We start from the raw sequence: 22,915 nt of genomic DNA, 5'->3' as shown, positions 1-22,915 counted from the left end.
AGCCAATCCTAGGTCGTGTCATCACCGGTCGCTCCAGGATCGCCCGACAGCGACCCCTCGCGCGGGAAGCCGCCCCGGAGTGCCGGCGGAGGCGCCCCGGAGTTCCCGGCGGAGCCGCCCCGAGGTTCCCTGCGGAGCCGCCCCGGGGTCCACATCCTGGACAACTACGCTCGTTTCATGAACGCAGCAGCCGATGACCTCGCCGCCGTGAAAGACGCCGACCGGAAGCACGTCTTCCACTCCTGGTCGGCGCAGGAGCTGATCGACCCGCTCGCCGTCGCCGGGGCCGAGGGCTCGTACTTCTGGGACTACCAGGGCCATCGCTACCTCGACTTCTCCAGCGCCCTCGTCTACACGAACATCGGCTACCAGCACCCCAAGGTCACCGCTGCCATCCAGGAGCAGGCGGCCCGGCTGTGCACCGTCGCGCCCGGCTTCGCCGTGGACGTCCGCTCCGAGGCGGCCCGGCTGATCGCCGAGCGGACCCCGGGCGACCTGGACAAGATCTTCTTCACCAACGCGGGCGCCGAGGCCGTGGAGAACGCCGTCCGCATGGCCCGGCTGCACACCGGCCGCCCGAAGGTGCTGTCCGCGTACCGCTCGTACCACGGGGCCACCTCCACCGCGATCAACCTGACCGGTGACGCCCGCCGCTTCGGCAACGACACCGCGACCGCCGGTGTCGTGCACTTCTGGGGGCCCTTCGCCTACCGCTCGCCCTTCTACGCGGCCACCGAGGCCGAGGAGTGCGAGCGGGCCCTGCGCCACCTCGAGGAAACCATCGTCTTCGAGGGCCCGCAGTCCATCGCCGCGATCATCCTGGAGACCGTCGGCGGCGCCCCGGGCGTCCTGGTCCACCCGGACGGCTACCTCGCCGGTGTGCGCGCGCTCTGCGACCGCTTCGGCATCGTGTTCGTCCTCGACGAGATCATGGTCGGCTTCGGGCGCACCGGTAAGTGGTTCGCCTCCGAGCACTGGGACGTCGTCCCCGACCTGATCTGCTTCGCCAAGGGCGTGACCAGCGGCTACGTGCCGCTCGGCGGGGTGGCCATCTCGGCCGCCATCGCCCAGACCTTCGCCCGCCGGCCCTACCCGGGCGGGCTGACGTACTCCGGGCACGTACTGGCCTGCGCGGCCGCCGTCGCCACCATCAACGTCATGGAGGAGGAGGGCATCGTCGAGCAGTCCGCCCGCACGGGCGCGGAGCTCCTCGGCCCCGGCCTGCGCGCGCTCGCCGAGCGGCACCCCTCCGTCGGGGAGGTCCGGGGCCTGGGCACCTTCTGGGCCCTGGAGCTCGTACGCGACCGCCGGACGCGTGAGCCGCTGGTGCCGTACAACGCCTCCGGGGCGGACAACGCGCCGATGGCGGAGTTCGGGGCCGCCTGCAAGAAGGGCGGGCTGTGGCCGCTGACCGCCGGGAACCGCATCCACGTCGCACCGGCCTGCAACATCTCGCCGCAGGACGTCGCCAAGGGTCTGGAGATCCTCGACGGGGCCCTCTCGGTCGCGGATGCGCACATGCTCTGACCTGCGGATCTGTGGAGTCGCCCAAGCCGCGGGTGCGGGTGTTCGGATGATCCGTGCGGTGGTCAACCCCCCGCATACATGCTGCAATCCGTGCAGGCCCGGATGCATGCACCGCGGGCCGAGCACCAAGCACCTACGGACCGGGATGCACGTCAGTCCCGGGGCGGCCCTTCGGGGCCGAACGGCGGGGAGCGGGCCGACCGCTGGACGCCGGGCGTACGGGATCCAGACAACCGGACTCCGTGTTCCCGAGTACCCGAAGGAAGACACCATGAGCAAGCACGTCCTGGCGCAGAACCAGTACGGCAAGGCCGAGAACCGCATCGTCAAGGTCACCCGCAAGGGCAACGACGGTTCCTGGCACGAGATCCGCGACCTCAACGTCTCGGTCGCGCTCCGCGGCGAGTTCCGCGACGTCCACCTGAGCGGCGACAACGGCAACTGCCTGCCGACCGACACCACCAAGAACACGGTGTACGCCTTCGGCAAGGAACACGGCATCGAGTCCCCCGAGGCCTTCGGCATCCTGCTCGCCAAGCACTTCGTCTCCTCCCAGCAGCCGATCCGCGAGGCGCAGATCCGCATCGAGGAGTACGTGTGGGACCGCATCCCGGTCCCGACGCGCAAGGAGCAGCACTCCTTCGTCCGCAAGGGCCAGGAGGTGCGCACCGCGCAGATCACCTACAGCGAGACCACCGGGCTCCAGGTCATCTCGGGTCTGAAGGACCTGACGGTGATGAACTCGACCAACTCCGAGTTCCACGGCTACATCAAGGACAAGTACACGACCCTCCAGGAGGCGTACGACCGCATCCTGGCGACCAAGGTGACCGCGCGCTGGGCCCACTCGGCGCTCGCGGGCGACGACGCCGCGTACGACTGGGACCGGTCGTACAAGAAGGTCCGCAAGCACATGCTGGAAGCCTTCGCGGAGACGTACTCGTACTCGCTCCAGCAGACCCTGAACCAGATGGCCGAGCGGGTGCTCGACAACTGTCCCAAGGTCAACGAGGTGCGCCTCAACCTCCCCAACAAGCACCACTTCCTCGTCGACCTGGAGCCCTTCGGCCTCAAGAACGACAACGAGGTGTACTTCGCCGCGGACCGGATGTACGGCCTGATCGAGGGCACCGTCCACCGCGACGGCGTGCAGCCGGTGATCGCCACCTCCGACTGGATCGTGGCCTGAGCCTCACGCCCTAGACCTCTTCGGGGACCTCGTTCCCCAGCCGGAGGTTCCACCGCCCCGCGCGCCCGCTGAGTTCGGTGAGCGTGCGGGGTCGTGCGTCCAGCCGCCAGAAGGCGTGCGGCGGCAGTTCCAGCGCGTGCACCACGGCCGCCCGGACGAAGGCCTGCTCGGCGGTGACCCGGTGGGTGCCGGGTTCCAGGCCGTCCAGCCAGCTCCCGGCGCGGGCGACGAGCGCGAGGACGGACTCCCCGCCGGGCGGGGCGTACGCGGGGTCCGTCAGCCAGCCGCGCACCGCGGCCGGGTCCTCGGCGGCCACCTCGTCCAGCGTCCGCCCGGCCCACTGACCGGTGTCGAGGCCGTACGGTCCGCCGGACCCGAAGCGGTGCCCGCGCAGCGCGGGGTCGAGGCCCGGGGTAACGAGGTGAACTCGTACCGATGAGGGGTTCATAAGGGGAGCGTAAGCGCGGTACGGTCGCGGACGACACAACTGAATGACGACGGTACGACGGAAGAACCGGTGGGAATCCGGCACGGTCGCGCCACTGTGAACCCTCCCGGCCGGGGGGCAAGTCAGACCCGCAACCGTCGTCGCGAGCACCACTGACCGGGACGCGTGTTCCCTCTGGAGGTACCTGCCATGGCCCACTCCGCCGTGCCCACGACGCCTGTCGCCGTCGCACCCATCTCACTCTCCGCGCTCGCCCCCTGGGCGGTCTTCGTCGCCGTCCTCACCCTCGTCCTGCTGTACTTCGTCGGCGTCGAACAGGGCGCCACCGCGCTCTTCGAGGGCGAAACCATCCACGAATGGCTGCACGACGGCCGCCACCTGCTCGGCTTCCCCTGCCACTGATCCCCGACTCGCACAAGGGAACCGAAGCACATGACTTCCGCTCAGAGCACCGCCTCCCCGCACACCCTCTCCCCACGCACCCTGCTCGTCCGGGGCATGCTGGCCGGCCTGCTGGCCGGTCTGGCCGCCTTCCTCGTCGCCTACCTCCTCGGAGAGTCCAAGGTGGACGCGGCGATCGCCATCGAGGAGGCCGCCGCGCACGGCCACGACCACGGCGAGGAGGCCCCGGTCAGCCGGGCCCTCCAGGCCACCGCCGGCCTCGGCACCGGCGTCCTGCTGTACGGGGTCGCGCTCGGCGGCATCGCCGCGCTCGTCTACTGCTACGCCCTGGGCCGCATCGGCCGCTTCGGCCCGCGGGCCACGGCCGCGCTGGTCACCGGGGCCCTGTTCGTCACCGTGACCCTGGTGCCGTTCCTCAAGTACCCCGCCAACCCGCCTGCCGTCGGAGACCCCGAGACGGCCGCCCGCCGGACCACCCTCTACCTCCTGATGATCGCCCTGAGCGCGCTGCTGGCCGCGGGCGCCCTCATCCTGGGACGGCGCCTCGCGCCGGGCCTGGGCAACTGGAACGCGAGCACGGTCGCCGGCGTGGGCTTCGTGGCCGCGGTCGGCATCTCGTACGCCCTGCTCCCCGGGATCAACGAGGTCCCGGCGGGCTTCCCGGCCGCGCTGATCTGGGACTTCCGGCTCGCGTCCCTGGCCATCCAGACCGCCCTGTGGGCGACTTTCGGCCTGACCTTCGGTTATCTAGCCGAACGTGCCCTTGTGCCCGCCTCCGCACCCAAGGAGGCTGTGCAGCCCACGAGTTGACGATGAAGGGGCCGGTAGTACATGCCGACGGCGATCTGGCGGTGGCGGGGCTGGACGGGCGCGGCCCCGTTCTGGCTGAACTCCCTCCTGCTGCTCCTGGCCCCTTTCACCGCCGTCACCCTCTTCGCGCAACTGGGCCTCATCACCGCCCTGGCCGCACTCGGCGGGCTGGCCCGCCACCTCTGGTTCGGTGACTACGGACACCCGGCCATCCACCTCGCCGCCGCGCTGATGGGCGCGGCGGCGGCGACCCTCGTGGTGGTCTGAGCCCCGGCCACGGCGACCCGCGGGCCATCTGACCCGCGTCCCGCACCGCGCGGTGTCTGCCGTGCGGGGGTGTCTTCGTCCCCCGGTCGGAGGCTTCTGCGGGCACTTCGGGGAACGTCCCGGCGTGTCGGGGCACACCCCTCGCATGAGCGGGACGCAATGCGTGCGGACGACACGGCGGGTGCTGACCCAGGCCCTGACCGTGGCCTGCGTCGTCCTGCTGTGCGTGTTCGGCGCCGGCCCGGCGGGCGCGACGGCCGCCGAGCCCCGCACGAGCTCCTCAGCACCCGCGGAGCCCACCGAGGGCCAGTCCGATCCGGCCGCGGATCCCGAAGCACGGGCCGCCGTACGGCCCTCCTCGCGCGGATTGGCCGGCGTACAGCGGATGCCGCTGCCGGTGTTTCACGTGAAACATCCGGCCGTTCCGACCTGCCGCCCGGCGTCCGGGCCGGCCGAAGCGACGCTGTCCCCGCGGGCCGTGCGGAGTGTGGTCCTGCGCTGCTGACGGTTCCGGCCCGACCACCGGTCAGGCACTCGCAGCGCGTACCCCCCACACCCCCGAGCACCGCGAGGTTCCGCCATGCCCATCGACCCCTACGCCGCCCTGAACGCCATGCTCCGCGCCGAAGCCGCCCGTTTCACCCCGCCGGTCCGCCAGGCCGAGCCCGCCACGGCCAAGACGCCGGCCGCCGCCGAGTCCGATAGCGAACCGCAGCCCGCCGCCGAGCCGGCCGCGTAGCAGCTCCCCGCAGGGCGGAGAGGCGCCCGGCCGAAAGTACGGCCGGGCGCCGATCCCGTACTCAGTCCTCGCGCATGTAGTAGCGGTAGAAGGCGGTCACGCCGACACCGATGCCCACGAACAGGCCGACGACGGTGGCCCGGAGCACGGAGGAGTTGGTGAGACTGTGCAGATAGCCCGCGGCGACGCCCGTGAAGACGCCGTACGCGGCGGCGCGCGCCTCCCGCTTCAGCCGGGGGCCGACGCGGTGGAGCGCGAACATGCAGGCGGCGAAGAGCGCACCGCACAGGATCCCGTAGAAGACGTTGCCCGCGTCGACCGGGCCCATCTGGCGCTGGATGAAGGCGGCCCAGACTCCGTAGACGAGTCCGGCGAGCAGGGCGCGCGTGAGGGCGTTCCTCTCGCGGTGGTCGGTGGCCGCCGTCGAGCGGTAGTGGTGCCGCCGGGAGGCGGTGGGTGCCGCATGTGCCATGACGGGCTCCTCTCTCCCATCCTCCAGGGCACACCCGCCGCCTGCGACCGGCAACTCGGAGAGCAGCGTCCGCGATCTCGCCCGCACGGGGGAATCGGCGCACCCGCCCGCAGCAATGCCGCTCGCGTCCGGCCCCTCGTCCGCTTTCCCTGGTGACGTGCGCACCATCTTGTCGGCGGTACTCATCGTGCTCGTGGCCCTCCTGGTGCCCGCGAGCGCCGTCGCGTACTGGGCCGACCGCGAGCTGGGCGACGCCGACCGCTACACCGCCGCCATGTCCCCACTCGCCGCGGACCCGGCCGTCCAGGGCGTGGTCGTCACCCAGGTCACCCGGGCCCTCGCCGGGCAGATCGACGCGGGCCCCTTCCAGGGCGGCGTCGAAGCCCTCCTCGGCGAGGCCATGCACTCCTTCACCGGCACCCCCGCCTACCGGACCGCTTGGGACGCGGCGAACCGCGCCGCCCACGCCGCCTTCCTGGAGGCGCTCACCACCGGCCACGGCGACGCCGTCACCATCGACCTCGCGCCCGTCATCGCCCAGGTCAAGGGCGAACTCGTCGCCGACGGTGTGCCCTTCGCCGACCGCATCCCGGAGACCCACGTCTCCGTGAAGGTGATGGAGTACGACGGACTCGGCGCGCTCCGGAAGGGCTTCCGCATGCTCCAGGTCGCCGGCATCTGGCTCCCCCTGCTGACCCTCGTCCTGGCCGCCGCGGCCATCGCCGTCGCCGTCCACCGGCGGCGCGCCGTGGTGGCCACCGGGCTGGGGCTCGCCGCCGGAGCCGTACTGCTGTGGATCGCGGTGGCCCTGTGCCGCCGCCTCACCCTGGACGACCTGCCGGCCGACATCGACCGGGCGGCCGCAGGAGCGGTGTACGACGCCCTCACCGCGTTCCTGCGCACCACCGCCTGGGTGGTCCTCGCGGTCGGGCTCGTCGCCGCACTGGCCGCCTGGCTGACCGGGAGGCTACGCCGCACCCCATAAGCTCGGAAGGTACCCAACGTAGGCAGAACGACGCAGAATAGCCCAGAAGAACCGATTCGCGAGCGGCGGCACGGAAACGGGAATGAGCACCGAACGCACCGAACAGATAGCGGCCGGGCGCTCCCGGCACCATCCGCTGGCCCCGCCCGCCTGGCTGCTCAACGGACTGCGCCCGGCCCCCGCCCCGATCCCCTGGGCCGCCGTGGTGCGCGCCGCCGTCGCACTGGCCGCGCCGCTCGCCGTCGGCTTCGCCCTGGACGAGCCCGAGTACGGCGCGCTCGTCTCGATGGGCGCCCTCTCCGGAGTCATCAGCGACACCGCCGACGCCTACCGGATGCGGATCCTGAACATCGCCGTCCCGCAGCTCTTCGGAGCCGTGGGCGTGGCACTGGGCACCCTGGTCTTCGGACACGGCTGGCTGGCCGTCGGCGTCCTCACCCTCGTCGCCCTGATCTCCGGGATGATCTCCTCCATCGGCACGGTCGCCTCCGTGTCCGGGCTGCTGCTCCTGCTCAACGCCGTGATCGGCGCCGGGCTGCCGCTGCCGCAGCCCTGGTGGACCGCCCCCCTGCTGCTGAGCGCGGGCGGACTGTTCGTCCTCGCGCTGACCCTGCTGGGCTGGCCGCTGCGCGGCCGCCGGCCCGAGCGCACCGCCGTCGCCGCCACCTACCGGGCCCTGGCCGACTCCCTGGAGGCCGCCGGCGGACCCGGCGAGGCCTACGAGGAGCGCCGCCAACAGGTCACCCAGTCCCTGAACCAGGCCTACGACCTGGTGCTGGGCCGACGGGCCCGGGTGCACGGGCGCAGCCCCTCGCTGGTGCGGATGCTGGCCCAGCTCAACGTGGTGATCCCGCTGGTGGAGGCCGCGCCCGCGGCCCACCTGCGCGGCCGGCCGCTGCCGCCGCAGATCCCGGCCGCCGTCCGGGATCTGGCCGCGGCCGTCGAGGAGGGCCGCACCGGCACCCCCGTACTCGACCTGCCCGAGCCGCACACCCCGGCGGAACGGGCCATGGACTCCGCCCTGCGGCACGCGGCGGCCGTCGTGCACCTGGCCGAGCAGGACGCCTACTCCACGGTGGCCAACGTCGACGACAAGCTCGGCCGGCCCGCCGCCCTCGGCGTCCGGGCCCGCCGCGCGGTGCGCGACATGATGCTCTCCGGGGCCTCCTGGCGGTACGGGCTGCGGCTCGCGGTGTGCATCGGGCTCGCGCAGTCACTCGTCTCGCTGATCGAGGTCGAGCGGTCCTACTGGGTCGCGCTGACCGTCACCTTCGTCCTCAAGCCCGACTTCGGCTCGGTGTTCTCCCGGGCCGTGCTGCGCGCGCTGGGCACCGCGGCCGGGCTGGTCATCGCCGCCGCCGTGCTCGCCGAAGTACCGCGCGGCTGGTGGGACGTGCCCGTGATCGCGGTGCTCGGCGCGCTGATCCCGGCCTTCTCCGCCAAGGGGTACGCCTTCCAGACCGCCGCGATCACCCCGGTGATCCTGCTGCTCTCGGACCAGCTCAACCACCAGGGCTTCGACCTGATCCGGCCCCGGCTGATGGACAGCCTGATCGGCTGCGCCATCGCGCTCGTCGCCGGCTACCTGCTGTGGCCCGAGAGCTGGCACACCCGGATCGGGGACCGGCTCGCCGACACCGTGTACGACGCCGCCCGCTACCTGGAACGGGCCTTCGCCCCCGTGGCGGACGAGGCCGCCCGCAGGGAGGCGCGCACCGTCCGCCTCCAGGCCAGGCGGCGGATCTACCGGGACCTGTCGGCCGTACGGAGCGAGTTCCAGCGGGCGCTGACGGAGCCGCCGCCGACCGGGGCGCGGGCCGCCGCGTGGTGGCCGCTGGTGGTCGCCGTCGAGCGGATCGTGGACGCGACCACAGCGGCCCGGGTCCGGGTCGACCACGGGGCCGTGCCGCCTGCGGCGAGCGAGGTCGAGGGCATCGCGCGCCAGCTGCGCGAACTGGCCGAACGGGTGCGCAGCAGCAAGATCCCGGTACGGGTCGAGGCAGAGCCGGCGGGCGACGAGTCGAGCGTCCTGGCCCCGGTCCACCAGGAGCTCGCGGCGGCCCGGGCGCTGACCCATGCGGAAAGCTGAGCGGGGCCGTTGCCCCTGCGGGGGGGGCTTGGCTGGGTGCGGCGCCGTTGCCCCTGCGGGGGGCTTGACCGGGTGCGGCACCGCTGCCCCTGCGGGGGCGGGGGCGGCTTGCCGGGTGCGGCGCCGTTGCTGGGGCTCTGCCCCAGGCCCCGCGCCTCAATCGCCGGCGGGGCTGGGTTTTGCTTCGGGTGTGGGTCGGGGTCGCTCCGGAGTGTCTCCTCGGCTCGCGCGCTGAGGCTCGGCTACGCATGTGCGGCCCGGGTTGCGCGCTCGTCCTGCGGGGACACTCCTGCGCGACCCCGCCCCACGGCCGGGCTTCGGAAGGCGGGGGTTCACCTGGATGGGTCTGTGTCCGGGCCGGAGGCCGCCCGGCGGGGGAGCATCGGTACATGCACCGCACCCCGGCCGTGATGCTCCTCGCCGCCGCTCTGGCGGCCTCGGCCGGATGCGCCGACGTGGAGGGCCTGCGGAGCGAAGGCGACCTCGGCACGGTGCACGCCCCCCGGACCCTGTGGAAGAACATCCGTCCCGCCCCGCCCGAGCCGGGCCAGCAGCCCGGGGCCGCCGCCGTGGTGCCGGGGCTCCCCAAGGTTGCGGACCTGAGCATGCGCGGCGTGGACACGCTGGACGTCGTACGGGCCGACATCACCGCCGCCACCGCCCAGGACGGCGGGACAGGGCGGCTCGTCGACCCCCGGGCGGTCCAGCGGCTCGCGCTGTGCACACAGGCTGTGGACGGAGGCCCCGACTGCCCGGTGCGCCCCCGCGTCCTGCACGACCTGACGGGCGACGGCCGGGAGGAGCTGATCACCGCCCTGGACATCGACGGGCGCCTCAGCGAACTGCGCGTCTACACCGTCCGGGACGACGGCAGCATCGCCCGGGTCCTGTCCCGGCGCGCCGTGCTGGAGGGCGTGGAGGTGGCCGCCGAGCACCTGGCGGTCCGCGAGCCCAGCTCGAACCCGGAGTACGTCGCCGTCTCCGACTACGTGTGGGACCACGATGCCGGGAGCATGAGCCTGGAACAGCTCACGCTCGACGAGTGCCGGGCGGTCCCGGACGCCCCCCTGAGCGGGGACCGGTCGCCGTGCGCGCGCTGAGCAGCCTGCGCTGGAAGATCGCCCTGACCACCACGACGGTCTGCTGCATGGTGGCCGCCGTGCTGGGGATCCTGGTGCACAACGTGGTGTCCCGCCAGATCGTCGGCGAGGTCCGCAAGGAGGCGGACGCGGATCTGGACCACGCCCTGGGCCACTACGAGTACGGCACCACGCACGGCGACGTGAACGTCGCCCTGGACCCGCCCGACCTGCCGGAGCGGCTGCGCCAGCTCGTCGCCCGCGGGAGGACCGGCAGCATGGTGGGCGAACACGCGGGCAAGCCCGTCATGTGGGCGGCCGGACCCGCCGACGACAAGGCCCTCGCCGTCTGGATCCCGTACGAGGGCACCCGGGCCCGGCTGCGGGACATCGACACCGCCATCCTCGCCTCCTCGGCGCTCGCCGCCGGAGTGGTCGCGCTGGCGGGGCTCTTCCTGGCCAACCGGATCAGCCGGCGCCTCACGGCCACGGCCGCCGTGGCCCGCAGGATCAGCGCCGGGGACCTGGACGCGCGGGTGGACTTCCCGGCCGACGGGGCCGACGGAGCCGAGGAGGCGGACGCGGACGGCCGGCGGACCCCCGGGTCCCGGGACGAGGTACAGGACGTGGCGCAGGCACTCGACTCGATGGCCGGGGCGCTCCAGGAGCGGCTGGAGGCGGAGAAACGCTTCACCGCGGACGTCGCCCACGAGCTGCGCACCCCGCTCACCGGTTCACTCGCCGCGGCGGCCCTGCTCCCGGAGGGCCGCCCCAAAGAGATGATCAACGACCGGCTCCGGGCCATGCACCTGCTCACCGAGGACCTGCTGGAGATCTCCCGGCTGGACTCGGGCGTGGAGCACGCCGACCTGGCCCGCGTGGAGCTCGGCCGGGCGGTGGAACGGGCCGTCGCGGGAACCCGGGTGGCCGCTTCCGTACAGGTCGTCCGGGATGCGGTGGTCCTCACCGACCGGCGCCGCCTGGACCGGATCCTGACCAACCTGCTGGCCAACGCGGACAGGCACGGCAGGCCGCCGGTCGAGGTGACGGTGGAGGGGCCGGTGGTGGTCGTGCGCGACCACGGGCCCGGCTACCCGCCCGAGCTGATCGAGCAGGGACCCCAGCGGTTCCGCACCGGTGATCCCGGACGGGGGCGCGGCCACGGGCTGGGCCTGACGATCGTGGCCGGCCAGGCGGCGGTCCTGGAGATCTCCCTCGGCTTCGCCAACGCGCCCGACGGGGGTGCGGTGACCACGCTCCGGCTGCCCGTCGGGCGCCTGCCGGAGGCGGACCCGCCCGCGGGAGGCGACACCCCCTAACGGCGGCGGGCCGTGTTCCGCGTGGCACGAGGTGCACGCGGAACACGGCCCGCCAGGTGGTGCGAGCGGTCAACGGGACCGGTCAGACACCGATGTTGCGGCCGTCCTTGCGCCAGACGGACACGACCGCCGGACGGACGATCTTGCCGGGGCCGTCGGGCCACACGGACTGCGGCTTCTCGACGGACGCGCCGTCGAGCTCGCCCGGGTGCTGCACGGCGACCAGGACGCGCTTGTCCTGGATGATCGGGCCGCAGGTCTCGGCGCCTCGCGGGACCGTCAGGAACTGCTTCAGCTCACCGCGGCGCTCACCGGCCGTCGCGACACCGAACAGGCCGTCGTGGGAACCGAGCTGGTTGCCGTCCGTGGAGATCCACAGGTTGCCGTGCGGGTCGAAGGCCACGTTGTCCGGGCAGGAGATCGGGCTGACCTTGTCCTTCGGGAAGCCCGCGAAGTAGGTCGCCGGGTCGTTCGGGTCACCGGCCACCAGGAACAGGCGCCAGGCGAAGCCGTCACCGGCCGGGTCGTCGAAGTTCTCGGCGAGCTCCAGGATCTGGCCGTGCTTGTTCTGGTTGCGCGGGTTCGCCTCGGTCGCCCCCTCCGCCTTGCCGGGCTTACCGCGGTCGGTGTTGTTGGTCAGCGCGATGTAGACGCGGCCGGTGCGCGGGGAGGGCTCGACGTCCTCGGGGCGGTCCATCTTGGTGGCGCCCACCTTGTCGGCGGCCAGGCGCGTGAAGACGTACACCTCCTCGGCGGTCATGCCCTCGACGTGCGAGACGTTGCCGGTGGCCAGCTTGATCCACACGCCGGAGCCGTCGAACTCGCCGTCGGAGGGGAGCTTGCCGGTGCCGTCGAGCTCCGCGGCCGGGGTGTCACCGGTGAGCTTGGCGACGTAGAGGGTGCCCTCGTCGAGCAGCGTGAGGTTGTGCTCCTTCGCCGCGCGCGAGTTGCCCTTCTTCATCTGCTTCGACGAGACGAACTTGTAGAAGTAGTCGAAGCGCTCGTCGTCGCCCATGTAGACGACCGGACGGCCGTCCTCGGTCAGGCGGGGCTGGGCGGCCTCGTGCTTGAAGCGGCCGAGCGCGGTGCGCTTACGCGGGACGGAGTTCACGTCGTACGGGTCCAGCTCGACGACCCAGCCGTGGCGGTGCGACTCGTTGGGCTCCTGCGCCACGTCGAAGCGCTTGTCGAACCGCTCCCACTTGCGCTCGGTGGCACCGGTGGTCACGCCGTAGCGCTTCAGGCGGGCGGCCTGGGCGGGGTCGGTGACCTGGCCGGCGTTGGCGAAGTACTGGTTGAAGTTCTCCTCGCCGTGGAGGGTGGTGCCCCACGGAGTGGTGCCGCCGGCGCAGTTGTTGAGGGTGCCCAGCACCTTGGTGCCGGTCGGGTCCACGGAGGTCTTCAGCAGGGCGCCGCCCGCGGCCGGGCCGGTCATCCTGAACTCGCTGGTGGCGGTCAGGCGGCGGTTGAGCTGGTGGCGGGAGACGGCCGTCAGCTTGCCGCTGCGGTGGTCCTCCTGGACGACGACCACGGACAGGCCGTGCGCGGCCCAGGCGATCTCGACCTGCTCGCGGGTGGGGTTCGCCGGGTCGTAACCCTTGAACATGAGGATCTCGTCCGTGTACTCGTGGTTGGCCACGAGCAGCTGCTGGCGCTCGTAGTCGCCACCGAGCGGGAGCAGGCTCAGGAAGTCGTTGTTGTAGCCGAACTGACCGGCCTGTGCGGCGGCGGTCTGCTGGTCGGGGTTGAAGCCCGGGGCACCCTTGATGATCGGGTCGCCCCAGCGGATGACCACGTTCTGCTCGTGGCCCTCGGGGATGGTGACCTTGTCGTCGGTGTTCGGCGCGACCGGCTTGAAGCGCAGGCCGCGGGCCGCCTCGCCGCTCTTGCCGGCGCGGGCGGCCTCGGCCTCGCCGGCGGGGGTGGCGTTGGCGGTCTGGCCCGGGCCGCTGAGGGCCACGGCGGTGCCGGCGGCCGTGGCGACCGTGACGACGGCCGCCGTGCGCAGCATCGAGCGACGGGAGTAGGCGCGGGCTATGACGTCGCCCGCGTACTCGTTGTCGCTCGTGTTGGGCACCTCGTGGAAGCAGGCGTCGCCGCAACGGTAGCGACAGGTGAGAGCGGAACGGCCGCCCCCATGCGGGTTGCCGATGAGCGGCAGGAGCTTGCGCACGAGTGTCCTCCGAGTAGCTGCGTGGGCGCCGACAACGTGTCGGAACGATCCAGCCGTGACGGTAGGCGCGGGTTGCGCCGAAGCGGCGGCGCGGGGATGAACGGTCGGTGAACCCGGCACGTCGGAGCGACAGTTCGGGATTGGGTGCGGGATGGGTGAGGGGGCGCCCGGGGCCCGGACACCACGAAAGGTGCCCCTGCCGAAGATCCAGCCAGGCGGCCGATAACCTTACGTGTCCACTCTGGGCAGGGATCATCCGCGCAGCACGGACAAATGACGCACGCACTCATGCGAAAGGCCTGGCCCATGGGTATTCGGAGCTTGTTGCGCAAGGTGTTCGGACGGTCTGAGGAACCGGTTCCGGAGACTTCGGACGCCCCTTCCGCTGGCCTGCCGAGCCAGGCGGAACGCACCCCGCTGGACGTGGCCGCCGAACTGGTGGCGGCCTCCTTCGACAACCCGACGGTTCCGCCGCAGTCGGCGCCGCGGGACCGCGAGCCGGGGACGGTCCTCACCGCCCCCGCTCCGGCCACGAACCCGGACCCGACGGTCCCGGAGGCCCGCCGCGCGCCTGCGCCTGCGCCTGCGGCGAAGCCGGACCCGTCGCCGGTGGCGGAGCCCGTGGCCGCGCCGGAGCCGGTGGCCGAGGCCGTCGCCGAGGCCGAGCCCGTAGCCGAGCCGGTGGCCGCCGAGGTGGCGGAGCCGGTGGCCGAGGTCGAGGTCGTGGCCGTCGAGGCTGAGGCCGTTGCCGAGCCGGCCTTGGCTGTCGAGGCCGAGGCCGAGCCCGTCGCGGAGCCCGTCGCCGAGGCACCCGTCGCCGAGGCGGAACCCGTTGCCGAAGTCGAGGCCGAGCCCGCCGCCGTTGCGGCGGAGCCCGTTGCCGAAGTCGAGCCCGTCGCGGCCGAGGCCGTTGCCGAGCCGGCCGTGGCTGTAGAGGCCGAGGCGGAGCCCGTGGCCGTCGAGGCCGAAGCGGAGCCCGTGGCCGTCGAGGCCGAAGCGGTGGTCGAAGCCGAGGCCGTTGTCGAGCCGGTGGCCGCCGAGGTGGCCGAGGCCGTTGCGGAGCCCGTCGCCGAGGCACCCGCCCCCGAGGCGGAGCCCGTTGCGGTGGCCGCCGAGACGGTCGAGCCGGTTGCCGTCGAGGTCGAGCCCGTTGCCGAGGTCGAGCCGGTGGCCGCCGAGGCGGAGCCCGAGCCCGTGGCCGCCGAGGCCGAGCCCGTGACCATCGAAGCCGAGCCCCTCGCAGAGAAGCCGGCCGAGCCCCTCGCAGAGGCCCCCGCGTACGCGCTGGCCGCCGTGCGGCGGGAGGCGCCCGCGCTGGCCGGGGCGTACAAGGCCGCCGGGCAGGTGCTGCGGGGCAAGGGCAAGGCCGGGGCGCGGGCCAAGGTGTACCTCGTCCTGGACCGGTCGGGCTCGATGCGCGGGTTCTACAAGGACGGCAGCGCCCAGTACCTCGCCGACCACGCCCTGGCCCTGGCCGCGCACCTCGACGAGCAGGCGACCGTCCACACGGTGTTCTTCTCGACGGAGCTGGACGGCACCGCCGACCTGACCCTCGAGGGCCACGACGACGCCTGGGTCGAGGCCCGGCACGCCGAACTCGGCCGGATGGGGCGCACCAGCTACCACGTGGCCGTGGAAGCGGTCGTCGAGCGCTACCAGAAGGACGGCGGCGAGGGCCCGGCCCTGGTCGTCTTCCAGACGGACGGCGCGCCCGACAACGTCCGCCCCGCCCGCCAGGCGATCACCGAGGCGGCCACCGCCGCCCCGGACGTCCACTGGCAGTTCGTCGCCTTCGGTGACCACGACGCCAAGGCCTTCGACTTCCTGCGCAAGCTGGACGCCGAGAACGCCGGCTTCTTCCACGCCGGCCCCGCCCCGACCGAGCTGACCTCCGCCGCCCTCCTCAAGGGTGTCCTGGAGCGGTTCTAGTCCGGATACGGCCGAAGGGCCCGGGATCCACTGGATCCCGGGCCCTTCGTCACATGCGGCCCGACTAGTGCTGTGGCCGGAAAGGTTTGCCGGGGCGCGTCGTCCGGTGCGGTGCATCGCAAGGCGGAGGGCCGCGACCCGTACTGGACGTACGGGCGTGGTCCGACAACGCGGCGAGGTGCCGTACCGGGCGGCGCGCCCCGGTGAACCTTGCCGGTCACAGCACTAGCGCGCGGCGTCCGGGTGGACGGCCTCGGCGACCGGCTTGGACTCCGCCGGCTTCGTCTCGACCGGCTTGCGCAGGGCGATGTTCAGCTCGCGCAGGCGGGTCTCCTCCAGCACCGTCGGCGCGCCCATCATCAGGTCCTGCGCGTTGCCGTTGAGCGGGAAGGCGATGGTCTCGCGGATGTTCGGCTCGTCGGCCAGCAGCATCACGATGCGGTCGACTCCCGGGGCGATGCCGCCGTGCGGCGGAGCGCCGAGGCGGAACGCGCGCAGCATGCCGGCGAACTCGCGCTCGACGGTCTCGGCCTCGTAACCGGCGATCTCGAAGGCCTTGAGCATGACCTCGGGCTCGTGGTTGCGGATGGCGCCGGAGGACAGCTCGATGCCGTTGCAGACGATGTCGTACTGCCAGGCCAGGATGTCGAGCGGGTCCTTCTCCTCCAGGTCCTTCATGCCGCCCTGCGGCATGGAGAAGGGGTTGTGGGAGAAGTCGATCTTGCCGGTCTCCTCGTCCTTCTCGTACATCGGGAAGTCGACGATCCAGCAGAAGCGGAAGACGTTCTCCTCGAACTGGCCGGCGCGCTTGGCGGCCTCGACGCGGACGCCCGACATGATCTTGGAGACCTCGTCGAACTCGCCCGCGCCGAAGAACACGGCGTGGCCGGGGACCAGGCCCAGGCGCTCGGTGAGGACCTTGACGTTCTCCTCGGTGAGGAACTTGGCGATCGGGCCGGTCAAGGCACCGTCCTCGCCGACGCGGACCCAGGCCAGGCCCTTCGCGCCGAGGGAGATCGCGTACTCGCCGAGGCCGTCGAAGAACTTGCGCGGCTGCGCGGCGGTGTCCGGGACGGCCAGCGCACGCACGTGCTTGCCGGCGAAGGCCTTGAACTCCGAGCCCTCGAACACGTCGGTGATGTCGACGAGTTCCAGCTTGGCGCGCAGGTCGGGCTTGTCGTTGCCGTACTTGAGCATCGACTCGCGGAAGGGGATCCGCGGGAAGGGGGAGGTGACCTCGCGGCCCTTGCCGAACTCCGTGAAGATCTCCGTCATCAGGCGCTCGATCGGCTGGAAGACGTCCTCCTGCTCGACGAAGGACATCTCCACGTCGAGCTGGTAGAACTCGCCCGGCGAGCGGTCGGCGCGGGCGTCCTCGTCGCGGAAGCAGGGCGCGATCTGGAAGTACCGGTCGAAGCCGGAGATCATCAGCAGCTGCTTGAACTGCTGCGGGGCCTGCGGCAGGGCGTAGAACTTGCCCGGGTTCAGGCGGGACGGGACGACGAAGTCACGGGCGCCCTCGGGGGAGGTCGCGGTGAGGATCGGGGTCGCCATCTCGTTGAAGCCGAGGGCCACCATCTTGGAGCGGATGGAGGCGATGACGGCGGAGCGCAGCATGATGTTGCGGTGCATGCGCTCGCGGCGCAGGTCCAGGAAGCGGTACTCCAGGCGCCGCTCCTCGTTCACCCCGTCGTCGGTGTTGATGGTGAAGGGCAGCGGGGCGGCCGCGCCGAGCACCTCGACCTCGGCGGCCTCGATCTCGATCTCGCCGGTGGGCAGCTCGCCGTTGATGTTCTCGGCACCGCGCGACACGACCTTGCCGTCGACCCGGACCACGGTCTCCTTGGAGAGCTTGTCCAGGACGGCGGCGGCAGCGGTGCCGGGCCGGGCGACGAGCTGCGTGATGCCGTAGTGGTCACGCAGATCGATGAAGAGGATGCCGCCCAGGTCTCGACGGTTGTGCAGCCAGCCGCTCAGCCGGACGTCGGTGTTGACGTCAGAGGCGCGGAGCTCGCCGCAGGTGTGGGACCTGTACCGATGCATCAGTCATCCAGTTCTTCGCGATACCAGGGTGGGATTCAACCCTCACAAGGTTACCGTCCGGGCGGGGGGCCGGTCGGGCACGCCCGGCGGGCCCGCTGAAGAGGCATGCCGGTGGGATGACCTGTAAAGATGGCCAGGTGCGCACCGAGGACGTCCTGGCCGCCATCGCGACGGGCCTGTGGCGGTGGGACAACGCCTCCGGGACGGTCACCCTCGACGGCGAGGCCGCCCGGCTGCTCGGGCTGCCCGCGGAGTCCGTGGTGCTGCCGGAGGTCGCCGTACGCTCCCGCTTCCACCCGGTGGACTGGAACGAGATCAACGGGATCGTCAACCTCGCCGTGGCCGAGGGCACCCTCGCCGAGGCCCGGCTGCGGATCATGGACGAGGACGGACGGGTCCTGCGGACCGTACGCAGCCGCTCGAAGCCGCGGGAGAACCGGACGGCCGACGGGCGCGTGGACTACGAGCTGATCGGCACGATCCAGGAGATCGCCGAACCGCAGCCGGGGACCACGGCCGTGCACACCCCGATCACCGGCGACTGGCGGCGCTCCCGCGAGGCGTTCCTGCTGGACGCGGGCCGGGCCCTGGCGGAGGCCCGGTCCACGACCGAGGTGCTGCGGGTCGCGGCCTCCCTGTCCATGCCCGGCTTCAGCCCCGACGGGCTGGCCGTCTTCGGGGTCGCCGGGGACCGGCTGTCGATCATCGGGCACCACGGGCACGGCCCCGGGGACGAGGCGCCCTTCTCGGACATGCGGCTGGACACGGTCTACCCGGCCACGGAGGTCGTCCGGACGGGCCGGGCGATCTACCTGCCCTCCCCCGAGGACTACAAACGGCGCTTCCCGGCCACCTGGCCGCTCGCCCAGCGCTTCGGGCGGGTGTCCTGGGCCTTCCTGCCGCTCATCGTGGCCGGGCGGACCATGGGCGCCTGGATGGCCGCCTTCAAGCACCCGGTGTCGTTCTCCCCCGACGAGCGGTCCGTCCTGACGACGGTGGCCCGGATGCTGGCCCAGGCCCTCCAGCGGGCCGGGGTGGCCGAATCCGAGCGGGAGCTCACCAGCGGCCTGCAGCGCTCGATGATGCCGCAGCTCGGCCCGGAGATCCCGGGCATGACGATCGCCGCCCGGTACGTCCCGACGGGCGGCGGCCTCCAGGTCGGCGGCGACTGGTACGACATGATCCCGCTGCCCTCCGGCCGGTTCGCCCTGGTCATCGGGGACGTACAGGGCCACGACGTGCGGGCGGCGGGGCTGATGGGGCAGCTGCGGATCGCGGTCCGCGCGTACGCCTCGGAGGGCCACCGCCCCGACGCGGTGCTCTCCCGTGCCTCCCGTTTCCTCGCCGGACTCTGCTCCTCGCAGGAGAGCGACGCGTACGGGAGCGGAGGCGGGAGCGGGGGCAAGGGCGCGGGCCCGGACGCGGACGCGGACTCCCTGAGCCCCCGCTTCGCCACCTGCCTGTACGTGGAGTGCGACCCGCAGACCGGGGTCCTGGAGGTGGCCCGCGCCGGCCATCCCGACCCCGCGGTGCGGATGACGGACGGCACCGTCCTGATGCGCCCCACCTCGGGCGGGCTCCCCCTCGGGATCGTCCCGGACACCGACTACCCCACGACCCGGTTCACCCTGGAACCCGGCGAGACGATGATGCTGTGCACCGACGGGCTCATCGAGACCGGCGGGCACGACCTGGACACGGGCTGGGCCCGGCTGCGCGCCATCCTGGAGGCCGAGACCCCCGCCCCGGCGAGCCCGGGGCCCGGCCACGGCGAGCCGGGGCACGCCGAATCCACCCTGCCCGAGCCCGGCCACCTGGAGAAGCTGGCCGACCTCCTGGTCCAGGCCGTGCACGGGCCCTCCTCGCACCACACCACCGGCCCGCTCGCCGACCGGCGCGAGGACGACATAGCTGTGGTCCTGCTGTGGCGCGAGAGCGAGGACTGCGGCTGCGGCACCGCGCGCCGCCCCTCCCGCCCGGCGCGCCGCACCATGCTGACCGTGGCCCAGGCGGAGCCGGAACGGATCTCGGGCGCCCGGCAGCAGATCCGCGAGCTGCTGCACGACTGGGCGGACGCCGAGCAGGTGGACTCGGCGGTGCTCATGGTCTCCGAGATGGTGACGAACGTGCTGATGCACACGGACGGCGACGCGCTGCTGGTGGCCGAGGCCGTGGGCGAGCTGGGAGGGCGGCGGCTGCGCATCGAGGTGGCGGACGCGAGCGACGAGCTCCCGCACAGGCGGCAGCCGGGCGAGATGGCCTCCAGCGGCCGCGGCGTCCTGCTGATGGAGATGCTCGCCGACACCTGGGGCGTCGATCCGCGCGGTGAGGGCAAGTCCATCTGGTTCGAGCTCGCCGAGCAGTCGAAACCGGATCCCGACCCGCTGGACTGAGCCTCCGGACGGGCGGGGACGGCAACCGTGCTTGGATACAGCCGTGTCGACTCCCCTGCTGCCCGAGCCCGTGCGGCGATTCGCCGCCTGGTGCGCCGTCGCCCTCCTCGTCACCGCCGTGCTGGCCGTCGTCGTGTGGCTGTGCGGGGTGTTCCGGACGGTCGTCACGCCCGTCCTGCTCGCCGTGCTCGGCACGGCGCTGCTCGGGCCGCTGCACCGGCGGCTGGTCCGCCTGAAGGTCAACCGGTCGCTCGCCGCGGCCCTCACCTGCCTCGCCGTGGTCGCCGTCGTCGGCGGGGCCTCGTACATCGTCGTCCTCGCGCTCATCGAGACGGGCGACGAGATCGTCGACGCCCTGCGGCGGGCCGGCCAGAGCCTCGCGGAGCACTTCGGGGCGCTGGGCACCTCGGTGGAGGACGTCGCGAAGAACTCCAAGGACCTGCTCGCCAAGTTCGGCGGTACGGCCGCCTCGGGGGTGGTCGCCGGGCTCAGCGTGATAGGGACGATGGTCGCGACGGCGCTGCTGGCGCTCGTGCTGATCTTCTTCTTCCTCCGCGACTCCGACCGGGCGGTGGGCACGCTGCGCGCGCTCGTCCCGAGCCGTTCGGGCGACCTGATGGAGGCCATGGGCCGGCGGGCCTTCGAGGCCGTCGAGGGCTTCATGCGCGGGACCACCTTCGTGGCCCTGGTCGACGCCGTGCTGATCGGCGCCGGTCTGCTGGTGCTCGACGTGCCGGGCGCGCTGGGGCTGGCCGCCCTGGTGTTCGTAACCGCGTACATCCCGTACCTGGGCGCCATCCTCTCCGGCGCCGTGGCGGTCCTCGTCGCCTTCGCCGACCGGGGCTGGGTCATCGGCCTGTGGACGCTCGGCGTGGTGCTGGCGGTCCAGATGATCGAGGGGTACGTGCTCCAGCCGATGGTGCAGAGCCGCACCGTCCAGATGCACCCGGCGGTGGTCATGCTGGCCATCACGGCCGGCGCGAGCGTCGCCGGGATCCTCGGCATGCTGCTCGCGGTACCGCTGACCGCCGCCGCCTTCGGGGTGTTCTCGGAACTGCGGGCCCGGTACGGCACCCCGGCGAGCGGTCCTCTCGATACGTAACAGCAGGTCAGACACATGGTCCTGACGCCCTGTCGGTTCCCGCACTACCATGTGAGCTGTCTCATGTTCCGAGACTTTGCTCTCCCGTTACCGGATGCTTACGATCGCATTTCGAACAGTCCATCGGGGGAGAGTGACTGCTTTGCACACCATGGAGTCCCATCGTGCGTCCATCGCCGTCCGAGTGCCTGACCAGCACCCGGAACTGGCGGACTTGGACGCCCACAGCGCGGGCACCTGCGACTGCGCACTGCTGCGCGGCGCCGTCAACGATCCACGGGGGATCGGGACACTGACCGGGCGTGAGCGACAGGTGCTCACACTGCTCGGCCATGGCATGCCCAACCGGCTCATCGCCCGGCGGCTGGGCATCGTCGAGCGGACCGCGAAGGCCCATGTGGCCAGCATCGTGGACAAGCTCGGCGTCAGCTCCCGGCTCGAAGCCGCGCTGATGGCCCATCTGCACCATCCGCTCATCTGCACCGGGGACATTGTCCCAAGGGACACCTCACCAAGGGCCAATATCCGTACCACAGCGCACGGTTGTTGACTGGGACACGTCCGCCGGAACCAGAGGCGGACGTTTCCAAAGATCTGGAGAGCACAATGCAGAAGATCGAGAACGTCAACATCATGGAGCTCGTCGGTGGCTTCGAGGCCTACGCCGACGCCGCCGAGCTGAACTTCGAGGCGTCGGCCGACGCCCCGGCGATCACGCCGACCATCACCACCATCGCCTACACCAAGGTGAGCGTCGCCGCCGGCACCGCTTCCTGGAAGTACAGCTGCTGATCCAGCAGTAGGGGCGGCCGGTAACGGCTGAACCGAGCGGTCCTGGGCGCGGGCAAGGCGCCCAGGACCGCCACAGCCCCGCGCCCCGGGTCCGACCCGGGCCGGGCACCGCCCATTCTTTCGTGCCTTCGTGCCGTGCCTTCGTCCCTTCCTGCCCTTCCTCTTCCGCGACTCCCGGAGGTCCGGCGATGAGCCGCAGTGTCTCTGTTCTCCTGCCCATCGTTCCGACCCGCGCGGAGCAGGCGGCACCGTTCGCCGCGTTCGTGCAGTGGCGGGGAGCGCGGGCGCTGTGGCAGGGACAGGTGCTCCTCAACGAACAGCACCAGATCCTCGCGCAGTTGAGCGGAATGGGCCTGCGCGTCCCGTTCGGGATCGGTGTCTCGCTGATGCCGCTGCGCCATCCCGTCCAGGCCGCCATCGAGGCCCGCACCCTCGCCGCGGCCTCCGGTCACCCCGTCACCGCCGGATTCGGGCCCGGTGCGCGCGTCTTCCAGGCGATGGCGCTCGGCGAGCCCTACAAGAGCCCGCTGACGGCCTGCCGCGAATACCTGAACATCGTCCGCGGACTGCTCGACGGCGACGAGGTCGACCAGCGCGGCACCTACTTCTCCTACAGCGGCTCCATCCCCCGCTCGCCCGCACCCCCCGTCGAGGTGGGACTCGGGGTGCTGCGCCCCGGCATGGCCCGGATCGCCGGGGAGACCGCCGACGTGGCGATCACCTGGCTCACCCCGCCGGCGTACGTGCGCGACGTCATCGTCCCCGCGCTGCGCGAAGGAGCCGAGGCCGCGGGCCGGCCCGTGCCGCGCGTCGTGTCCATCGTCCCCATGGCCGCCGCGGCCGACGGCAGGAACCCCCTGACCGTCCTCGCCACCGGCAGCTCCGACCACTTCTCCGCGTCGCACTACCAGGACATGCTGACCCGCGCCGGCGTGCGGGTCGACGGCGAGGACCCGACGGCCACAGCCAAGAGCCTGCTCGCCGCCGGGGGAGCCCTCACCGGCGACCCCGCGGAACTGGCCGCGGGCATCGCCGCGTACCACGCGGCGGGCGTCGACGAGGTGGTCCTCAACAACGTGGGAGTGGGCATGCTGGAGGGACCGCGGGCCGTACTGCGCGACCTGGAAGTGCTGTTCACCGGGAACGGCTGGTAGCCG

At 72.3% G+C, this 22,915-nt stretch carries 21 protein-coding genes; 17 read left to right on the top strand and 4 right to left on the bottom strand.

Going from position 1 to position 22,915, the window contains the following annotated elements:
• Nucleotides 1-177: 177 nt before the first annotated feature.
• Together OG447_RS07820 and pucL are read left to right on the top strand one after the other, a co-directional pair.
• Nucleotides 178-1,527, top strand: coding sequence for an aspartate aminotransferase family protein (locus tag OG447_RS07820; protein ID WP_266935738.1), 1,350 nt, complete (start codon nt 178-180; stop codon nt 1,525-1,527).
• Between the two features lie 271 nt (nt 1,528-1,798).
• Nucleotides 1,799-2,716: a factor-independent urate hydroxylase gene (pucL, locus tag OG447_RS07815; RefSeq protein ID WP_266935737.1), complete on the top strand. Its 918-nt coding sequence runs from the start codon at nt 1,799-1,801 to the stop codon at nt 2,714-2,716.
• 10 nt (nt 2,717-2,726) lie between these two features.
• On the opposite strand, the gene OG447_RS07810 is transcribed toward pucL, so the two are convergent.
• The gene (locus OG447_RS07810; protein WP_323181740.1) at nt 2,727-3,164 is read right to left on the bottom strand and encodes a histidine phosphatase family protein; all 438 of its coding nucleotides are present in this window, start codon (nt 3,162-3,164) and stop codon (nt 2,727-2,729) included.
• 189 nt (nt 3,165-3,353) lie between these two features.
• Between OG447_RS07810 and OG447_RS07805 the strand changes: the two genes are divergently transcribed.
• The 5 genes from OG447_RS07805 to OG447_RS07785 all read left to right on the top strand — a co-directional run bounded on the left by OG447_RS07805 (nt 3,354) and on the right by OG447_RS07785 (nt 5,382).
• Nucleotides 3,354-3,566: a CbtB-domain containing protein gene (locus OG447_RS07805; protein WP_266935736.1), complete on the top strand. Its 213-nt coding sequence runs from the start codon at nt 3,354-3,356 to the stop codon at nt 3,564-3,566.
• 30 nt (nt 3,567-3,596) lie between these two features.
• Entirely contained in the window at nt 3,597-4,376 is a 780-nt protein-coding gene (locus tag OG447_RS07800) for a CbtA family protein (RefSeq protein WP_266935735.1), read from the top strand.
• Between the two features lie 21 nt (nt 4,377-4,397).
• Nucleotides 4,398-4,643 (top strand): hypothetical protein, encoded by a 246-nt coding sequence (locus tag OG447_RS07795; RefSeq protein WP_266935734.1) that lies wholly within the window; start codon nt 4,398-4,400, stop codon nt 4,641-4,643.
• Between the two features lie 145 nt (nt 4,644-4,788).
• On the top strand, nt 4,789-5,148 hold the full coding sequence (locus tag OG447_RS07790) for a hypothetical protein (RefSeq protein ID WP_266935733.1): 360 nt from the start codon (nt 4,789-4,791) through the stop codon (nt 5,146-5,148).
• A gap of 75 nt (nt 5,149-5,223) precedes the next feature.
• Nucleotides 5,224-5,382 carry a hypothetical protein gene (locus OG447_RS07785; RefSeq protein WP_266935732.1) on the top strand — a complete coding sequence of 53 codons (159 nt, stop codon included), beginning with the start codon at nt 5,224-5,226 and terminating at the stop codon, nt 5,380-5,382.
• Between the two features lie 61 nt (nt 5,383-5,443).
• Here the strand turns inward: OG447_RS07785 and OG447_RS07780 are convergent, their stop codons facing one another.
• Nucleotides 5,444-5,854, bottom strand: a complete 411-nt coding sequence (locus OG447_RS07780; RefSeq protein WP_266935731.1) for a hypothetical protein — start codon at nt 5,852-5,854, stop codon at nt 5,444-5,446.
• Nucleotides 5,855-6,011: 157 nt separating this feature from the next.
• Here OG447_RS07780 and OG447_RS07775 point away from each other — a divergent pair, with 157 nt between their 5' ends.
• The 4 genes from OG447_RS07775 (at nt 6,012) to OG447_RS07760 (ending at nt 11,326) form a co-directional block, all read left to right on the top strand.
• Nucleotides 6,012-6,839: a hypothetical protein gene (locus OG447_RS07775; RefSeq protein WP_266935730.1), complete on the top strand. Its 828-nt coding sequence runs from the start codon at nt 6,012-6,014 to the stop codon at nt 6,837-6,839.
• Nucleotides 6,840-6,921: 82 nt separating this feature from the next.
• The gene (locus OG447_RS07770; RefSeq protein ID WP_266935729.1) at nt 6,922-8,928 is read left to right on the top strand and encodes an FUSC family protein; all 2,007 of its coding nucleotides are present in this window, start codon (nt 6,922-6,924) and stop codon (nt 8,926-8,928) included.
• 389 nt (nt 8,929-9,317) lie between these two features.
• Nucleotides 9,318-10,028, top strand: a complete 711-nt coding sequence (locus tag OG447_RS07765; RefSeq protein WP_266935728.1) for a hypothetical protein — start codon at nt 9,318-9,320, stop codon at nt 10,026-10,028.
• 47 nt (nt 10,029-10,075) lie between these two features.
• Entirely contained in the window at nt 10,076-11,326 is a 1,251-nt protein-coding gene (locus OG447_RS07760; RefSeq protein WP_266938798.1) for a HAMP domain-containing sensor histidine kinase, read from the top strand.
• Between the two features lie 82 nt (nt 11,327-11,408).
• Here the strand turns inward: OG447_RS07760 and OG447_RS07755 are convergent, their stop codons facing one another.
• Nucleotides 11,409-13,499: a PhoX family phosphatase gene (locus OG447_RS07755; RefSeq protein ID WP_266935727.1), complete on the bottom strand. Its 2,091-nt coding sequence runs from the start codon at nt 13,497-13,499 to the stop codon at nt 11,409-11,411.
• Nucleotides 13,500-13,922: 423 nt separating this feature from the next.
• Here OG447_RS07755 and OG447_RS07750 point away from each other — a divergent pair, with 423 nt between their 5' ends.
• Entirely contained in the window at nt 13,923-15,428 is a 1,506-nt protein-coding gene (locus tag OG447_RS07750) for a VWA domain-containing protein (protein ID WP_323181739.1), read from the top strand.
• A 225-nt stretch (nt 15,429-15,653) separates the two neighbouring features.
• Here the strand turns inward: OG447_RS07750 and aspS are convergent, their stop codons facing one another.
• Complete coding sequence (aspS, locus tag OG447_RS07745; protein ID WP_266935725.1) at nt 15,654-17,471, bottom strand: aspartate--tRNA ligase; 1,818 nt, start codon at nt 17,469-17,471, stop codon at nt 15,654-15,656.
• Between the two features lie 137 nt (nt 17,472-17,608).
• On the opposite strand from aspS, the gene OG447_RS07740 reads away from it, so the two are divergent.
• The 5 genes from OG447_RS07740 (at nt 17,609) to OG447_RS07720 (ending at nt 22,912) form a co-directional block, all read left to right on the top strand.
• Nucleotides 17,609-19,864: a SpoIIE family protein phosphatase gene (locus OG447_RS07740; RefSeq protein ID WP_266935723.1), complete on the top strand. Its 2,256-nt coding sequence runs from the start codon at nt 17,609-17,611 to the stop codon at nt 19,862-19,864.
• A gap of 43 nt (nt 19,865-19,907) precedes the next feature.
• On the top strand, nt 19,908-20,966 hold the full coding sequence (locus tag OG447_RS07735) for an AI-2E family transporter (RefSeq protein WP_266935721.1): 1,059 nt from the start codon (nt 19,908-19,910) through the stop codon (nt 20,964-20,966).
• 184 nt (nt 20,967-21,150) lie between these two features.
• On the top strand, nt 21,151-21,516 hold the full coding sequence (locus tag OG447_RS07730) for a helix-turn-helix transcriptional regulator (protein ID WP_266935720.1): 366 nt from the start codon (nt 21,151-21,153) through the stop codon (nt 21,514-21,516).
• A gap of 56 nt (nt 21,517-21,572) precedes the next feature.
• Nucleotides 21,573-21,758 carry an LxmA leader domain family RiPP gene (locus OG447_RS07725; RefSeq protein ID WP_266935718.1) on the top strand — a complete coding sequence of 62 codons (186 nt, stop codon included), beginning with the start codon at nt 21,573-21,575 and terminating at the stop codon, nt 21,756-21,758.
• 188 nt (nt 21,759-21,946) lie between these two features.
• Complete coding sequence (locus tag OG447_RS07720) at nt 21,947-22,912, top strand: LLM class flavin-dependent oxidoreductase (RefSeq protein ID WP_266935717.1); 966 nt, start codon at nt 21,947-21,949, stop codon at nt 22,910-22,912.
• Nucleotides 22,913-22,915 lie beyond the last annotated feature (3 nt).

The sequence above is a fragment of the Streptomyces sp. NBC_01408 genome (assembly GCF_026340255.1).
In the GTDB taxonomy this organism is placed as follows: Bacteria; Actinomycetota; Actinomycetes; order Streptomycetales; family Streptomycetaceae; genus Streptomyces.
This window is presented reverse-complemented; position numbering and strand designations above follow the sequence as displayed.

Coding starts and splice junctions, on each gene's coding strand:
- OG447_RS07820 (WP_266935738.1), top strand. CDS start 178: ATGAACGCAGCAGCCGATGACCTCGCCGCCGTGAAAGACGCCGACCGG.
- pucL (WP_266935737.1), top strand. CDS start 1,799: ATGAGCAAGCACGTCCTGGCGCAGAACCAGTACGGCAAGGCCGAGAAC.
- OG447_RS07810 (WP_323181740.1), bottom strand. CDS start 3,164: ATGAACCCCTCATCGGTACGAGTTCACCTCGTTACCCCGGGCCTCGAC.
- OG447_RS07805 (WP_266935736.1), top strand. CDS start 3,354: ATGGCCCACTCCGCCGTGCCCACGACGCCTGTCGCCGTCGCACCCATC.
- OG447_RS07800 (WP_266935735.1), top strand. CDS start 3,597: ATGACTTCCGCTCAGAGCACCGCCTCCCCGCACACCCTCTCCCCACGC.
- OG447_RS07795 (WP_266935734.1), top strand. CDS start 4,398: ATGCCGACGGCGATCTGGCGGTGGCGGGGCTGGACGGGCGCGGCCCCG.
- OG447_RS07790 (WP_266935733.1), top strand. CDS start 4,789: ATGAGCGGGACGCAATGCGTGCGGACGACACGGCGGGTGCTGACCCAG.
- OG447_RS07785 (WP_266935732.1), top strand. CDS start 5,224: ATGCCCATCGACCCCTACGCCGCCCTGAACGCCATGCTCCGCGCCGAA.
- OG447_RS07780 (WP_266935731.1), bottom strand. CDS start 5,854: ATGGCACATGCGGCACCCACCGCCTCCCGGCGGCACCACTACCGCTCG.
- OG447_RS07770 (WP_266935729.1), top strand. CDS start 6,922: ATGAGCACCGAACGCACCGAACAGATAGCGGCCGGGCGCTCCCGGCAC.
- OG447_RS07765 (WP_266935728.1), top strand. CDS start 9,318: ATGCACCGCACCCCGGCCGTGATGCTCCTCGCCGCCGCTCTGGCGGCC.
- OG447_RS07760 (WP_266938798.1), top strand. CDS start 10,076: ATGGTGGCCGCCGTGCTGGGGATCCTGGTGCACAACGTGGTGTCCCGC.
- aspS (WP_266935725.1), bottom strand. CDS start 17,471: ATGCATCGGTACAGGTCCCACACCTGCGGCGAGCTCCGCGCCTCTGAC.
- OG447_RS07725 (WP_266935718.1), top strand. CDS start 21,573: ATGCAGAAGATCGAGAACGTCAACATCATGGAGCTCGTCGGTGGCTTC.
- OG447_RS07720 (WP_266935717.1), top strand. CDS start 21,947: ATGAGCCGCAGTGTCTCTGTTCTCCTGCCCATCGTTCCGACCCGCGCG.